The sequence below is a fragment of the Streptomyces sp. NPDC054847 genome (assembly GCF_053610925.1).
Genome location: NZ_JBSGZJ010000005.1, coordinates 1 through 14774, shown reverse-complemented (window position 1 = coordinate 14774; position 14774 = coordinate 1). Strand labels below are relative to the sequence as shown.

Here is a 14774-nt window from a genome sequence, read left to right as displayed (position 1 = left end):
GGTCGGTGGAGTCGTGAGTTCTAGCTCTCTTCGCCGATGGACCAGCGCGCTGGTGGCGTGCCTATTGCGGATCGTCCCGTTCCATTATGGCGGTCGCCGCCTCAATGCCGTTGACTACCGCGTACTCGAGGTCACTGATCCCGGCCCCATGGATTACGGCTTCGAAGTGCTTGCGGGCCGAAGCGATCTTGTTTTGCTCCATGGGCCGCAGTAGTTCGAGCTCGTTGACATCCTTGGTCTCAAAGACGATGTAGCGGCTGCCATCGGTTCGCTCAACGGCTAGTGCCCAGTCGGGGTTGTAACTTCCCAAAGGCGTTGGGATCTTGAAAGACGCCGGAAGTTTGACGAAGGTCTTGACCTCGGGGCGCTGCAGGAGCGCGAGCGCGAAGTCCTTCTCCGGAGTCGAGTCGATGACCAGGTACCGGTATACCGACTTCTCTTCGAACGAGACCGCGTTGCCGTGCGAGTCGGTGACGATGTTCCCTCCGGGGCCGGTGTACCCGGCGAGGTCGGCTGTGCGGAAAAGGCTGAGCGCATACCTGCGGTCTGCTTCAGGGCGGGAGGAGGCCACCAGCTCGTAGCGCACTCCCCTGACCAGGAAATCGGCCTTGGTGATGTTGAGTTGGCGGCTCACCTGGTCGATGTATGCCTGCGGATTATTCCGGAACTGTCCGAGTGTGCCGGACTCAGTGAGGACGTGGGCGAGCGTGGCACGGGTCAGTTGGGTGCGGTCTGCTAGCACGGAAAGAATGTCGGGCAGGTCCTCGCTGTCCGCGTAAGTGACGTCTGCACGTCGCGCCGCTGCTGCCTCCGCGGTCAGGCCACTCTGATCGATGCGCTGCACGCGGTGTGTGCGCCACTCGCCCCGGCGCTTTGGCACGGGCGGCATGTCCCGCAGCGCCTTGACCATCGCCTTACGCAGGCTGTCTTCGTCGACCTCGACGCGGTACTCCGTGCGATGCCGGATGCGGTTCCACAGCTCCTGGAACTCGGGGCTCTCCAAGCGTTGCTGGACGAGAGGCACCGCGACGCGTTCGCCGGCCTTCTTGACATCGATCGGCTTGGCCAGGCGCTTGATGAGTCCGAGCACCGCCTTGACCGCGGCCTGGGACTCCACGGAGTCGCTGACAATCTTGGTGAGGTTCTCGTCGCCGGTCCTTACGGCCTGGCGCAGGCTGTCCTGGACCTTTCCCTTGGCGTCGATGTACCCCGCGGTGAACAGAGCCTGATACAGGGTCTGCGCGGCGGCCGAGCCGACCGGAACGACATTTCCGTTCTCCGCCTTGAAGGGCAGGCGTGCGAAGCCATCCACGGTGACGATGCCGAACTGGATGCCCAGGTCCTCGGCCAACTCGTGCTGAAGCCGATCGGCGAACTCCTCGTAGGACTCGTTCGCGATCACGGTGAGGCGGTTGGTGTCGAAGCCGTGCACACGGTTGCCGGTCCCGTCCACGCACAGACGCAGGCCACGACCGATGGACTGTCGCCTCCAGCGTTCGGTGCCCATGTTCCTCAACACACAGATCTGGAAGACGTTGGGGTTGTCCCAGCCCTCTTGCAGCGCGGAGTGGCTGAAGATGAACCGGATGGAGGTGCCCGGTGTGGTCAGACCGACCTTGTCCCGCATGATTTGCTCATAGGCGAGACCTGCCTGTTGACGTCCTTTGTCGGTGGTCTCCTTGGTGTCCACCAGCACTTCGGAGCCACCTTTGCGGCGGTCCACAGAGAAGTACCCCTGGTGGGCCTCCCTCGCGACCTGGTCTGCGGCGCTGCCGCCCAGCAGGGTGTTGAATTCCGGCTCGGAGGCGATACGCGTGTACTCCTCCTCGAAGATCCGCTGGTACTCGCCGGGAAGAGCCTCTCCATCGGGGCCGTACTCGCGGTATTTGGCCACAGAGTCGACGAAGAAGAGGCTGAGCACCTTTATGTCGCGTCCGTGGACCGCGAACTCCTGCTCCTTGAGCAGGTGCTGCCGGATGGTCTGAGCGATCATCTGGCGGGCTCGCTCGCCGATGCTGACCTCGGCGCCGATGCTGTCGCCCGCTCTGAGTGGCTGCGCGACGGTGTCGAAGGAGATGCTCTGCTGCCCCTGAGTCGCGTTGATGGCGACCACGGTGAGGTCCTTGTACAGGTCGCGACCCGTGATGTCCGCGAGGTTGCTGCGGGACGTGGTGTCCACGGTGACAGCCTTGCGCTTGATCTCGTTGCCCTGCTCGACGTCCACCTCGACGCGTGCCGTGATCGCCCCGTTGCCGCGCTTCACGTCGAGCAGCTTGACGTACGGCGTTGTCCCGCTGGCGGACGTGACCAAGGAGTCGACCTCGATCTGCTTAACCAGCTGATTCTCGTAGGCGGCGATGGCATCCAGGCGATAGACGAGGTTGGCCTTGTCGCCCTTCGGGTGGGTGGCCGAGTAGCGCAGGGTGGCCAGGGCGTTGAAGTTTTCGAGCGCGCTGCGACCCGCGCCCTTCTTCTTGCCGGTACCGGTGTCGCCGTACACGCTCTGCGGCTCGTCGACAATGATGATCGGGTTCGTGGCCCGGATCAGGTCGGCGGGTACCTCGAAGTCGAGTTCCTCAGCCGGTTGATAGACCTTGTTAGTCTTCTTGTTGACCGAACCGACAGTGACGATCATGATCTCGATGCTCGGCGAGGTGGCGAAGGAGCGTACGCGAGACGGGTTGTTGCCGTCGAACTGGAAGAAGTTCATCGGCGGGTTGCCGTACAGGGCCCCGAAGTGCTCGCGCAGCATCCGGATGGACGTCTCAACGCCCTCCTTGATAGCCACCGACGGCACCACCACCATGAACTTGGTGAAGCCGTAGAACTGGTTGAGCTCGTAGATGGTGCGCAGGTAGACGTATGTCTTGCCGGTGCCGGTCTCCATCTCGATGGTGAAGTTCATCGAGTCCAACGACGGCTCCGGAGCAAGACCGGTGCGGTTCTGTACTTCGTGCAGATTATCCAGGATCGTCTTCCGATCCAGGTGCAGCATGTTCCCGTAGCCCAGGTCAGTCAGACCGTCGAGCCCGGCGCGCGCTGACGGGTGCGCGTGCACGGTGAACTGGGATTCCATCCTTTCCTGGCCCTTGAACAGCCCTGTGACCGCGTCGATGGCCTCGCGCTGGTAGTCGAGGTCCGCATCGAAGGAAAATTTCATTCAGATACTCCGCAGCGTGGTGAAGCCGGCCTGCTCGACAGCGGCGGCGAAGTTGAGCTTGGCGGAAGAATCGACGAACCCCGTGTCACGGACGACGACCGTAGTGTCGGCGTCGCCCGGGTCCTCATCGCGCCAGGCCACCAAAGCCTTCGCGACCTCGCTCGCTCGCTCCACTGTGATGTCCGTGCCGAAGTATGCGAACAGCGTGCCAGCCAGGTTGTACAGGGTGCTGCCGGCGACTTCACGCGTCTCCAGGGGGGTGGTCAGGTCCACGCCCAGGCGCAGCATCATCTCGACCAGCAGATCGTCTGTGGTGCGCCCGGCGACGAGGTTGTCCACGGATTCGAGAAGGTTGAGCTGGTCGGGGGTTCCGTTCCAGGGTTTTACGTTGCTGGAGGCTAGGTGATACGACCGGAAGCCGGTGTCGACCTGGGCGGCGTCGGAGCTCTGCTTACCGGCGATCTGCTTACCCGCGCGGCGCAGACGTTCGCGAGTGATGTCCGCAATAGTCCTGTAGCTGCCCATGCTGACGGGCTCGTCGAGTTGCACCAGGATGTATTGACGGTTTCCGCCATCAGCGGCGTTGAGGTTCATAACGGCGTGACCGGTAGAACCGGACCCCGCAAAGAAGTCAAGGATAAGTGCATCCGGGGCGCCCCTCGTCACGATATTGAGCCATCGGGCTACGACGTTGGTATCCTTCGGGAATGGGAAAACATCTTCACCCAGTAGCTCAACCAGTGATTTTCCGGCAGACGTTCGCTCCTGGCTAAAAACCGACTCCGCTACCTGATTGGACATTTCATCCAGAAAAATTTTTCCACGCGGAACTTTCGTCTCATCTTCACCGAACACGATGAGGCCATTTTTCATCATTTGGCGAGCAGCTTCTTCGGTCATGCGCCACCCGCTGCCACCCTGGGGTCGGGTTACGGCCTTCTTGGTGATTGGGTGGTAGATGTCATAGTTGCCGCTGGCCCTAAGGTTCGGTGAGGACAGATCACGGTCTGCGTTATAGGGCCGACCGGTTGATTCGTCGAGGTTCGAAAACCTCAGAACGCCTGCTGTTGCACCCTTCTTGGCCATTTCCTTGAGGAATTTCTTGTAAGCCTCGTTTGCAACCGCCTTGTCCTCGTGAGAACGCCAAATTTGCGCAGCACGCTCCAGAATTTCATCAACGCCAGGCTTCTTTTCCCGCCACCGAATGTCTCCCTGACGCAGAGCCCCCTCGTTCTTCACATAGATGAGCATGTAGTCATGCCCAACCGAAATGTAGCGCGAGTCGTTCTTTCGGCCGCCCTGCCAAACGATGCTGGCGATGAAGTTTTCCGCGCCAAAGATCCGGTCCATGAGCAACTTGAGCCGCGCGTGCTCGGTGTCGTCGATAGCGACCATGATGGCGCCGGTCTCTTTAAGTAGATGGTGGGCTACAAGGAGGCGCGGGTACATCATCGAGAGCCACTTCGTATGCAAGGATGCGCCGACCTTGCGGTCTTGGGCTCGGTCGGACCCGCTACCGGTCTGGAGCACCCCCTCTTCGTCACGCTGCCCGGCCGCCGCCTCGTGCTCGGCCCGGGAGGTAGTGCGCTTGTCGTCGTAGATGAAGTCGTTGCCCGTGTTGTAGGGCGGGTCGATGTAGATCACGTCGACCTTGTTGGTGTATCCGCGCCGCAGTAGGCGCAGGACCTCAAGGTTGTCGCCCTCGATCACGATGTTGCGGGTGTTGTCCCAGTCCACGGATTCCTCGGGCTTGGGCAGAAGCGTGCCCGTCGCCGGGAGGGTGGATAGGCGGCGGGCCTCGGCCATGCCGGGCCAGCGCAGGCCGAATGCCTCGGCAGTGTTCGGGGAGGCGTGGTCACCCAGCAGGTCCCGGAGGGCCTCGATATCGACGGTGCCGTCGACGACGGCGTCGGGGAAGAGGCGGGCCAGAAGGTCGAGGTTCGACTTGGCCTCGCCGGGGCCGGTCAGGTCGTCGACTGGTTCGAAGTCCAGGGTCACGGGTGGTGTCTTCCTATGTGGGGCGGGAGCGGACTTGGGAGCCGTTCAGGCTATGCCGTGGTGGTCGTCGGTACTGTATAGGTTGCCTCTGACATGCCCGATCTGTGCACGTAGAGTCCGCGCTGCAAGGTTGAGTTCGATGCGGTTTTGCTGGTTCTTCGCTCGTCTTGCGTCCCGTACAACGGTGATCAGTTCGCTTTCCAGATCGGTCAGCCGTCGGCGCAGCGCGATGGCATCCACCGCTTGCAGGGCAGTGCTGGCGGGTCGCCCGTCAGCCGCGGCGGTACGCACAAGGTCGCGGTACAACGCCCACATGTCGGTGCGGTCGAGCCGATCAAGGTGCAGGGCGCCCGGCTCGATCCCTCCGGCCGGCACCATGACGTGCGCCTCGATCACGGAGGTTGACCGGGTGGGGTCCGTACGGCTGACATGGCTGAGTGCCAGGGAGAGCATCGTATGGCCGTTCGGCATGTGAACGAGTAGCACCACAGGCTTGGCCATGCTGCGGTGAACGAGTTCGGTCACACGGGTGCGGTCAGCCGCTGACGTCTTCTCCGCCACGAGGACGTCCAAGACCGGAACGTCGACGACAGCACGTTCGGCGTCCTGGTACTTGGGCACCTGGATGGTCTCCGGGCGAAGTATCCCGGCCAGCTGCGCCAAGGTCACCGCCTTGGTGAGCAGGCGGGCATCGGCGGGTGCCTGGTCCTCGAACTGCGCGGCGAGCATCTTCTTCGTGATGCGGTGCTGCTGGCGTGCCGCATCGGGGAGATCAAGCAGGTCGGCGCCGTTGTGCTCGGAGGGTATGTCGGTCATGGGATCACCGGCATCCAGGCGACGACGTCCACGGCGTCCAGGCCAGGGGCGGTGGCGTCTGTGCCGAGCTGGGAAGGGCCTGCGGAGAACAAGGAGGCAACCATGCTCTCCTCGGCCTTGCCGGAAGCGGCCCGGACCGCCACGTCCAGAAGGTCGCGGTAGTGCTTCATGGACTTGCCCGACCTGGTCGCTCTGTCGAAATCTGCGAGGACAGTGACGTCAGGGGCGGTGTTGCCCAGGCAGTGGCGGCGCAGCACGTCGAGGGCCAGCTTGGGTTCCTCGATCTCGTGGGCGAGCCCGCCGTCGTCGGTCACGTAGGCGAGCACGTACGGGGCCAACGGGTACGGTTTGGAGAAGGTGAACGCGTCGTCCCGCACTCGCAGGAGGAAGACCGCTCCGGGTGCGAGTCCGTCGTCAGCCAGAGCTTTTTCGAAGCGGGTGACTCCGAAGAGGGCCAGGGGCCAGCTGGTGATCTCCTGAATTTCTCCACGCTTGCGTGCGGCGGCGTCCATGCGGAAGTCGGAGAGGGTCAGGTCCGTAATGCTCAGACCGCCGGCGAGGTCCTCCATGGTGGGGGCGGCCTGCTGCATCTGCTGCAGCTGCTTGCGCCGATAGTCGAGGTCGTTCATGTCATCGGACGTGCCGTCCAGGACGTTCTCCTCGCCGGTCGCGGAGACGTCCAGCAGGGTCATGCGGCTGGACACGCGCGATTCAAGGTTGATGTACGCGTCCAGGTCCATGTTGGGCCAGAAGTTGACGAGTTGGACGCTGGTGTTGGTCGTGCCCAGGCGATCTACTCGGCCGAAACGCTGGACAATGCGCACGGGGTTCCAGTGGATGTCGTAGTTGACCACCGTGTCGCAGTCCTGAAGGTTCTGGCCTTCGGAGATGGTGTCGGTGGCGATCACGATGTCGATCTGTGGGTCATCCAGGTCGCCACCCTTGGAACGCGGTGAGAACACGGTGAGAACGTCGATCATGTGGACGCGCTTCATCGGGAGGGTGGTTCGGGTGATCTGCCCGGTAATCAGGGCTACATGTACGCCCAGCTCGTCGGCGGCCCACCGCGCCACATGCTCATAGAGGTACTCGGCTGTGTCACTGAACGCGGTGAACACTAGAGCCTTGCGGTTGCCGTCGTTCGTGGGGTGCTCGACCTTGTGACGCAGGAAGTCCTTGAGCTCGGCCAGTTTAGCGTCGCGACTGGCGTCGACCGCCGTTACTTCGGCAAGCAGGGAGGCCACGGTGTCGCGGTCCTGTTCGAGTTCCTGCCTCCACCGAATCCGGTCGATGTCGTGGAGGAACACCTTGACGCTGCCGCCGACGGTGTCCTCGAATTGAGGGTCGTCCAGGTCGACCTGCTCCAGGTCGGCGAAGCTGTCGATGGAGGTTCCCTCGGTCCCGTTCGCCTCGTAGGCGTCGATGCTGGCGATCGCGCGGTCGATGGTGGCGAGGATCTTGTCGAGGGTCTTGCCCAGCGAATTGACCGAGGACTCAAGGCGCTTGAGCAGTCCCACGCGCAGCAGGTGGACCACGTTGTTCTCACGGTCGGTCTGCTTCCACACACGCCGGCCGCCCGTGCGCACCTGCTGGTCGTACAGGTCGGCGTACCTGCTCTCGTACTTCGCGCTGACGTAGGAGGTTGGCTTGTAGGCCGCCAGGTTCAGGCGCAGGATCGACCGGTTGATCTCTTCTAGCGGGATCATCGTGTCGGACGTGTCGATAGGCGGGCTGAGATTGATCGGAGACAGGCGATCGGGGAACTTTCCCACGTCCTTGGTGCCGTAGTACTTCTCGATGTGCTTGCGTGAGCGGGCGATCGTGACCAGGTCCAGCAGGCGGATGTAGTCCATGCCGAGTGTGCCGACCAATGACTTCGTGCTCCGGGTGGCCGCGGGCATGCGCTGCCATTCCCTGAAGAGTTTCTGTGCCTTGGCCAGGGTTGCCTCGATGCTCTTGATCCCGTCTGCGGCCAGGGCCTGATCTTCTCCCTCGGTGGCGAACAGAACCTGGTTCTTGAGGTCGGCCAGACGGGTGTTCACAGGCGTGGCGCTGAGCATGAGGACTTTGGTCTTGACACCGGACCTGAAGACCTCGTTCATGAGGCGCTCGTATCGGGTCGTTCGGCCCTTGACCTGAGGGTTGTTGCGGAAGTTATGCGATTCGTCGATCACGACGAGGTCATAATTGCCCCAGTTGATGTTGGCCAGGTCGATGTCCCCTGACAGCCCGCCGGCTCGGCTGAGGTCGGTGTGGTTAAGGACGTCGTAGTGGAAACGATCCGCGGCCAGCGGGTTGCGCCTGTCGTTGCCGCGGTAGACGGTCCAGTTCTCTCGCAGCCGCTTAGGTGCGAGGACGAGGACGCGGTCGTTGCGCAACTCGTAGTACTTGATGACGGCGAGGGCTTCGAAGGTCTTCCCCAGGCCCACGCTGTCAGCGATGATGCAGCCGTTGTGGCGCTCAAGCTTCTCGATCGCGCCGAGCACGCCGTCACGCTGGAACTTGTAGAGCTTCTTCCAGACGACGGAGTCGTAGAAGCCGGTTCTGCCGCGCTCGACGGTCTCTTCGCCGGCTTCTTCGACGAAGTCCTTGAAGAGGGAAGTCAGGATACGCAGGTAGACGGACTCGGGGGCCCTGTCCTCGAAGAGGGCTCGGGCAGCGGCGAGGAACTCCTCCTGCACGGCGCGGGTGGTCGCGTCGTCGTGCCACATCCGCTCGAAGTTGACGACGGTCTGCGCCACCTTGTCCGCGTCCGTGGTCTCCAGGGGGAAGTACAGGTTCGGAGAGGCCACCAGGCCGAGGCTCTCGGCCTCAAGTCCCGCGCCGTCGACTACATAGGGGAACGGGCCGTCGACGCTCGCCCAGGTGTCGCGCGTCCGTCGCTTTAGCGCTCTTGCCTGGAGGTGGTCTTCGGCCCAGGCCACGAACGCGCGGGCGATGCGGTGCTGGTCCAGCCGGGCACGCTTGAGGTTCTCCTCCGCAAGCCCGTTGAGAGGGAACTCCTCGAGGCTGTGGCCGTGCAGGAGCAGACGCAGGTCGACATCGGTGAGCTCGTCCTGGAGCGCTTCGTAGACGAACAGCGAGAACGACTCCGACAGCGAGTCCAGGCGGGTGGCGCCAGTCAGGTGCTTGCGCAGCTGGTCGATGGCGCGACCTGCGTCGCTGGGGACCATATGAGTGGAACCTCCGGGTGTGCACTTGGACATGGTGGGCGTAAGTCACATCAAGGGATGGGGCGTTGAAGTGAGGTCTCGCTCGGGTGGCGACCGGGTACTCGCTCACCGGTCCGCCGACCCTGCTGGTCTAGCTCCCAGTGCCAGCCTGGCTCCGAGTACGGCGAAGTGATGATCGGGCCCTCGATCACTGCTGCCATGCTCTAGATATCTCCCTCATGGCACATCTGCGTGGACCGTACATCCTGCCACCGACAATGACCCCATTCGTGCGTGATCAGGTAATCGGCACCCGGTGCTCCCCCCGCTCCAGCGACCCCATAACCACCTGATGCGCCCGCCACCCATCCGGAAACTTAGGCGGTACGTCCAGGTACACGGGGCTGCTGCGCGGATGCCGGTCCAGCAGGTCGCGGATGCCGGCGCGGGCCACAACGATGCAGGCGAAGCGGTGCCGGGAGAGCAGGACGCACAGGCGGCCCGTCTCCAGGTGGAAGTCGGAGGCGTCCTGGCGGCCGGACAGCGGGTGCCAGACCAGGGTGACGTCGAACTCGCGGCCCTGGAGGCGGTTGGCGGTGTCCACCGTGATGTCGGTCAGGCCGCGGGCGGCGAGGCGGGAGCGGACCGCGTCCGCCTGCACGGTGCGTGCCGTGCCGATCGCGATGCGGTCCGCGGTCAGTGGCTCCCCGTTGACCAGCGCACCGCGCTCCAGCAGCCGGGCCGCCGTCGCCGCGAGGGCATCCGCCACCTCCGGGTCCTCGTCGAGGGTGTGGCGGGCGGGGAGTTCCAGGTGGCCCCAGCCGGAGTCGGCGGCCCGGGCGAGGACGTCGTCCAGTGAGGTGGAGCCATGGGACAGGCTGGCGTACGACAGTACGCGCTCCGGTGCCGTCGTACCGGGGATGAACCGGTAGAAGGGGTAGAAGGCCTCCTCGACCAGGGGTGCCGCAGTCTCCGGGAGGCGCCAGGAGACGGGGAGTTGGTGGCGGACGAGGTCGGGGTTGTGGGCGAGGGTGACGTCGACCGCGTTGCGCAGGGGGTCCCAGGTCAGGCCGTGCCAGCGATCGGACTCCACGGTGGCGAAGGGGTCGAGCTGGCCGGGGTCGCCGACGAAGAGGACCTGTGAGCGGTCCTGGGCGAACAGCGGTGCCGTCGCCAGGAGTCCGTCCGAGCGCATCTGGTACGCCTCGTCGACGATGGCCCACCGCCACGGCACGCACTTTTCCGGGGAGACGAACGACCACTTCTTCGCGGTGGACACCACGACGGGCAGGTCGCGCAGGTCCGTCACCTGGCTGCTCCCGGTGACGTTGGAGTGTCGGGTGACGCGGGGCGGGAGGACGTGGCCGCCGGCGTGGAGGCGGCCGAGCGCCAGGCCGGGATGCTCCCGAGCGATGCGGTCCACCAGGTCGTCGACCTGCTCGTTGGTCTGCGCGACGATCATGAGCTGATGGCCCGCGGACGTCAGGTGCCCGGTGGCCTTCACCACCAGCGTGGACTTCCCGGCTCCGGGAGGCGAGTCCACGACGACGCCCCGGCCGGGCGCTGTGTCGAGGCTGGTCAGGATCCCCGCGACCGCCCGGTCTGCGCGTTCGCCGGGGGTGAGGGCTTCGGGCTCCCCGGTGTCGGGAAAGAGGGCGGTCACTCCCAGGTCTCCTCTGCGTCCTCGTCGGTGGGCTCGTAGGGGTGCGGTGGACCGCCGTGGGTCCAGGGGGTGTTCTCCTCGTCGGGCAGGGCGGACGGCATGGCCGTGGGGTTGAGCGTGGTGTACGTCAGCTCCTCGCCGGCCTCCGCGAGTGTGCCGGCCGGTGCGGGCGGTGTGCGCTTCCTCGCGAAGCCGCCCTTGAGCTGGAGCACCACGGTGTGGCCGCCATCGTCCTCCTGCCTGACTTCGAGGATGCGGGCTTCCTGGCCGGGCCGGGCGGGGGACTTCACCTCCGTGCCGACCGCGAGGCCGACGCGGGTGTCGGTGCGGAGGACGATGGTCGGGCGCCACACCTGGGAGCCGGGACGGTCGCCGGGGACGAAGCGGTCCTCGTCCCTGGCCGTGACCGTGCCCGTGAACGCCGCGCCGGTAAGCTCGTACTCCGCCATCACCAGCGGGTCGTCGTACGCGCGTTGCGCTTCATAGCGGGTGACCGCGTCCTCCAGCCGGGCCAGGCGGCGGGCGGCTCGGACGGCCTGGTCGCGGCGGGCCTGCGGGCGGCCGTCGGTGTCCAGGTACTCGGCGTACTCGGAGAACCAGCGTCGGTCGAGGGCCCAGCGGTCGGGGACGTGGGCGCCCTCCGGCAGATCGCGGAGCAGCTCCACGCCGCGCCACATCAGCCGCCAGGTGGGCAGCATCTGGCCGCTCAGCTCACGGTCGATCTGGCGGCCGACCGCCTCGCGTCCACGGTCGTCGGACGCCTCGTCGTAGCGCGTCATCAGCTCGTGGAGGGTCCGGTCGAAGACCGGGTCCGTGGACGGACCGGCCGGCGGCCACACGGCGGGGTCCTCCGCCTCCCGTGCCGCCCGCGCGCCGTCGCTGCCCTCCGGTGGATCGATCCAGGCGAGCAGGGACGCGAGGTGGGAGTCCTCGGAAGAACTCTGGCCCGTAGCCCAGTTGGCGGCGAGCAGCCGGGTCATCGCGAGGAGCACACCGGAGTCCGGGAACTCGGCCAGGTCCGCGAACCAGGTCAGCCACTTGCCGAGGGCGGGCACGGATGGGTCGACCGCGTACGGCCCCTCGGCGGCGCGCAGCCTGGTCAGCCTGCCGAGCAGGCGCACGTACGCGATGCCCTCGCCGTTCGGGACGAGGAGCTGGGGGGCCCGCTGGAAGCGCAGGCGGTCCTCCTTCTCCTTGCCGCGGCCGACGGTGTAGGGCTCCGTCTCCGTCCGGCACCCGTCGATGTACGCGAGGAGGAGGGCGGCGAGGCGCTCGGCGAACCGGAAGCGTTCGGCGCGGTTGCGCGGCTGGCGGACGGTGAGGAGGGTCGGGTGCTCGGGGTCTGTACCCGCGAGCGCGGCCAGGGGCGCGCACGCCTCGCCGGCGAGGGTGAGCGGCACCAGGACGAACGGCTTCTCGTCCAGGTGCTGGTGGCGGACGGTCGTCAGCGGTTCGGCACGGCCGGTGCGGGACGCCGTGAGCGCCGCGACGGTGGACAGGACGCTCATGCGGCCCCCCGGCGGAGTCGGCGCAGCCGGGCGGCGGCGCGCAACAGGTCGGCGGTTTCTGCCTCGGCCTCTCCGGGGGCGGCGACGCCGTCCAGGTAGTCAAGCGCGGTGCGGGTGGAGTCGATGCCCGGCAGGTCGTTGCGCACGCCGCTGCCCAGCCGGGCCGGCGAGGCGCATCCGTCGGCCTCGTCGCGGCAGTAGCGCGCCATCTCGCAGAAAGACAGGCAGGAGGGCGTGTACGACGCGTCCAACGCCTCTATGGAAGAGGAGAGTTCGTCCGTGCTTCGGGTCGTGTCCAGGGTCGCCGTCTCGGGGAGCTGGGCCGCGAGGTCCTCGGCGCGCCGCAGCCGCGAGAGCTGGAACTGGAGGGCGTCGAGTTCCTGCCGGAGGTCGATCAGGCGGCCGTAGGGGCGGTTGGAGAAGTCCTTGGGGCAGACGAGCAGGAACTCGTGGGAGATCTGCTCGGTGGGCAGGCCGGCCGTCTCGAAGGCGCGGTGCAGCGCGAGGACGTACACCGCGGCCTGCTTGGCCGCCTCGGCGACGGAGATCGGATTGGCCTGGCCGTCGAGCGCCGCGAACGAGCGGATGAGGACCACGTGGAACTTCCCCTCGATGCGGTGGGTGAGCGCGTCCGGCTCCAAGTACGCGGTCTGACCGGCGACTTCGAGGGTGAGCACGGGACGGTCGAGGATGAGCCGTACGTCCTGGCCGGAGGCCACGTGCGCGATGAGGCGGCGGGTCTCCCGCTCGCGCAGGTGCAGGGCCGTGTTGCCCCCTACCTCGTTGAGGTCGGTGACATGGGCCTCCGCCACGGGGACGGAGAGCTGCTCGCGCAGCAGCCGGATGAGCTCGGCGTAGCTGCCCCACTTCACAAGGCCGTGAAACGCCTGTTCGCGAGCGAGGGCGAAGGGTGACTGGCCGAAGCGCGGCTCGTATCCGACCCGCTGGGCGAGCAGCGCCTTGTCCACCCCGGCGGCGTCGAGAACGGCGCGGCGGGCGCAGGCGGGATTGGCGGTCAGGGCGGTGATCTTGCGGGCGGTGTACGGCTGAGGGGGCTGCGGTCCACGCAGCCGTGCGAGTCGGTCGTCGGGAGGTTCGGACTGCTGCGAGGGCATCGTCTCTACTTCGGGAACGTCTTTGGGGACATCTTCGGGAACTCACCGGCGTGCGAGGCGTCTGACGTCATCGCAGTCGGGAAGGGAGCGTCAGGACAGGGTCCCACTCGCGTCGCGCAGGGCGTCACGCATCGGCGCCGCACCGAACAGCTGCTGTGCGTCCGCGAGTTGGGTACGAGCGCGCTGTGCGGCCGCTTGCCGCTGTTGATGGTCCTCCTGCTGGTGGACGGCCGCTTCGGCGTGGGCGGCCGCGATCACGCGGGCGGGGTCGGGTTCAGGGGCCGCGGCGTCGTAGGCGCCCGGGATCGTGAGGGCGAAACGGCGCAGCAGCCGCCAGGCCGCGTCGGGGGCCGGATGCCCCGCGGTGGTGAGGCGCTGGATCTGCTCGGCGGTTCCCACCGCGTGGGTGAGGAAGTCGGCGCGTGGGCTGAGCGGGCCAATGATCCGCCGCTCCACGGGCCAGGTGGACAGGGCCAGGAGTCCGCGTGCGGGGACCAGGCGGTCGTGGGTCAGTGCCGCGCAGATGTAGTACGGGCGGGCAAAGCCCTGTGCCGTGAAGGAGCGCTCCTCGTCGCGGCGGAGGGACGCGAGTTTGGTCGCGACCAGCGACTCCGTGAAGAACGCGTCGTACGTGGACGAGATGAGTTTCGGGGAGGCAGGGGCGCCCAGCAGGGTGAGCGCCTGGTGGACCTGTTCGCGGATCGGGATGGAGCCGTGCGTTGGGCGCTCCGTGCGGCGTGGTGTGCCTGTGGTTGCCGACGCCTGCGGGACCGGGGGCTCGGCCGAGAGTGCCTCGCCGTCCGATTCGGCCTCGGATTCGAGGGCGTGCTCCCAGGCGGCCTCGGCCTCGCGCAGCGAGCGACGGATGCGCGCGGTTTCGGCCTTGTCCCGTGCGCGCACGGCACCGCGCAGCTCGGTGCGCAGGTGGGACAGGCGCTGCTCGAGTTCCTCCAGTGATGCCGCCATGCGGGGCAGCTTAGCGCAGCAACCAACCTATGCCAAGAACTTCCAATGAGTTCCAAGATTACCTGCTACGGTCGAATGCGGCGGCGCACCCGGCCGGACCGAAGGGTGCCGTCTGTTCCGAGACAAGGGGGAGGCAATGAGTCACGACACGATGGCATGGCACAAGCCGCACTGGCTGACGGGGGACGACGGCCTCGTGCGCGTGGGGCCGGGTACGGGCGGGAGCGAGGAGCACACCTGCCCCTCGCACGCCGCTGCCAAGGCCCGACCCGGTCTGTGGTCGGCCCGGCGTCTCCGGCTTCCGAAGCCGGAGCTCGAGACGTTCACCCTCGGGCCGGTGATGGACGCCGTCGACCGGGTCGAGTTCCACGGCGAGACACCCGACCAGGCCCTGGC

8 protein-coding genes and 1 pseudogene are annotated in these 14774 nt (G+C 66.2%); 1 reads left to right on the top strand and 8 read right to left on the bottom strand.

The window, feature by feature from the left end; genetic code table 11:
- Nucleotides 1-61: 61 nt before the first annotated feature.
- From ACWGH4_RS01760 to ACWGH4_RS01725, 8 genes are all read right to left on the bottom strand, one after another.
- The gene (locus ACWGH4_RS01760) at nucleotides 62-3160 is read right to left on the bottom strand and encodes a restriction endonuclease (protein WP_453454417.1); all 3099 of its coding nucleotides are present in this window, start codon (nucleotides 3158-3160) and stop codon (nucleotides 62-64) included.
- Nucleotides 3161-5158 carry a site-specific DNA-methyltransferase gene (locus ACWGH4_RS01755; protein WP_453454415.1) on the bottom strand — a complete coding sequence of 666 codons (1998 nt, stop codon included), beginning with the start codon at nucleotides 5156-5158 and terminating at the stop codon, nucleotides 3161-3163.
- Nucleotides 5159-5203: 45 nt separating this feature from the next.
- Nucleotides 5204-5974, bottom strand: coding sequence for a DUF4391 domain-containing protein (locus ACWGH4_RS01750; RefSeq protein ID WP_453454414.1), 771 nt, complete (start codon nucleotides 5972-5974; stop codon nucleotides 5204-5206).
- Nucleotides 5971-9147 carry a helicase-related protein gene (locus ACWGH4_RS01745; protein ID WP_453454412.1) on the bottom strand — a complete coding sequence of 1059 codons (3177 nt, stop codon included), beginning with the start codon at nucleotides 9145-9147 and terminating at the stop codon, nucleotides 5971-5973. Before ACWGH4_RS01745 ends, ACWGH4_RS01750 begins: the two co-directional genes overlap by 4 nt.
- A 277-nt stretch (nucleotides 9148-9424) precedes the next feature.
- The gene (locus ACWGH4_RS01740) at nucleotides 9425-10789 is read right to left on the bottom strand and encodes an AAA family ATPase (protein ID WP_453454410.1); all 1365 of its coding nucleotides are present in this window, start codon (nucleotides 10787-10789) and stop codon (nucleotides 9425-9427) included.
- Nucleotides 10786-12297, bottom strand: a complete 1512-nt coding sequence (locus ACWGH4_RS01735) for a hypothetical protein (protein ID WP_453454408.1) — start codon at nucleotides 12295-12297, stop codon at nucleotides 10786-10788. Before ACWGH4_RS01735 ends, ACWGH4_RS01740 begins: the two co-directional genes overlap by 4 nt.
- Nucleotides 12294-13412 (bottom strand): hypothetical protein, encoded by a 1119-nt coding sequence (locus ACWGH4_RS01730; RefSeq protein ID WP_453454406.1) that lies wholly within the window; start codon nucleotides 13410-13412, stop codon nucleotides 12294-12296. Before ACWGH4_RS01730 ends, ACWGH4_RS01735 begins: the two co-directional genes overlap by 4 nt.
- Before the next feature lie 90 nt (nucleotides 13413-13502).
- Nucleotides 13503-14378 carry a hypothetical protein gene (locus tag ACWGH4_RS01725; protein ID WP_453454404.1) on the bottom strand — a complete coding sequence of 292 codons (876 nt, stop codon included), beginning with the start codon at nucleotides 14376-14378 and terminating at the stop codon, nucleotides 13503-13505.
- A 136-nt stretch (nucleotides 14379-14514) separates the two neighbouring features.
- Here ACWGH4_RS01725 and ACWGH4_RS01720 point away from each other — a divergent pair.
- Nucleotides 14515-14774: pseudogene (locus ACWGH4_RS01720) on the top strand (PD-(D/E)XK nuclease family protein); the annotation flags it as partial.

Excerpts from the sequence above, each read along its gene's own strand:
- ACWGH4_RS01760 (WP_453454417.1), bottom strand. The coding sequence starts at position 3,160 with ATGAAATTTTCCTTCGATGCGGACCTCGACTACCAGCGCGAGGCCATC.
- ACWGH4_RS01750 (WP_453454414.1), bottom strand. The coding sequence starts at position 5,974 with ATGACCGACATACCCTCCGAGCACAACGGCGCCGACCTGCTTGATCTC.
- ACWGH4_RS01745 (WP_453454412.1), bottom strand. The coding sequence starts at position 9,147 with ATGGTCCCCAGCGACGCAGGTCGCGCCATCGACCAGCTGCGCAAGCAC.
- ACWGH4_RS01735 (WP_453454408.1), bottom strand. The coding sequence starts at position 12,297 with ATGAGCGTCCTGTCCACCGTCGCGGCGCTCACGGCGTCCCGCACCGGC.
- ACWGH4_RS01730 (WP_453454406.1), bottom strand. The coding sequence starts at position 13,412 with ATGCCCTCGCAGCAGTCCGAACCTCCCGACGACCGACTCGCACGGCTG.
- ACWGH4_RS01725 (WP_453454404.1), bottom strand. The coding sequence starts at position 14,378 with ATGGCGGCATCACTGGAGGAACTCGAGCAGCGCCTGTCCCACCTGCGC.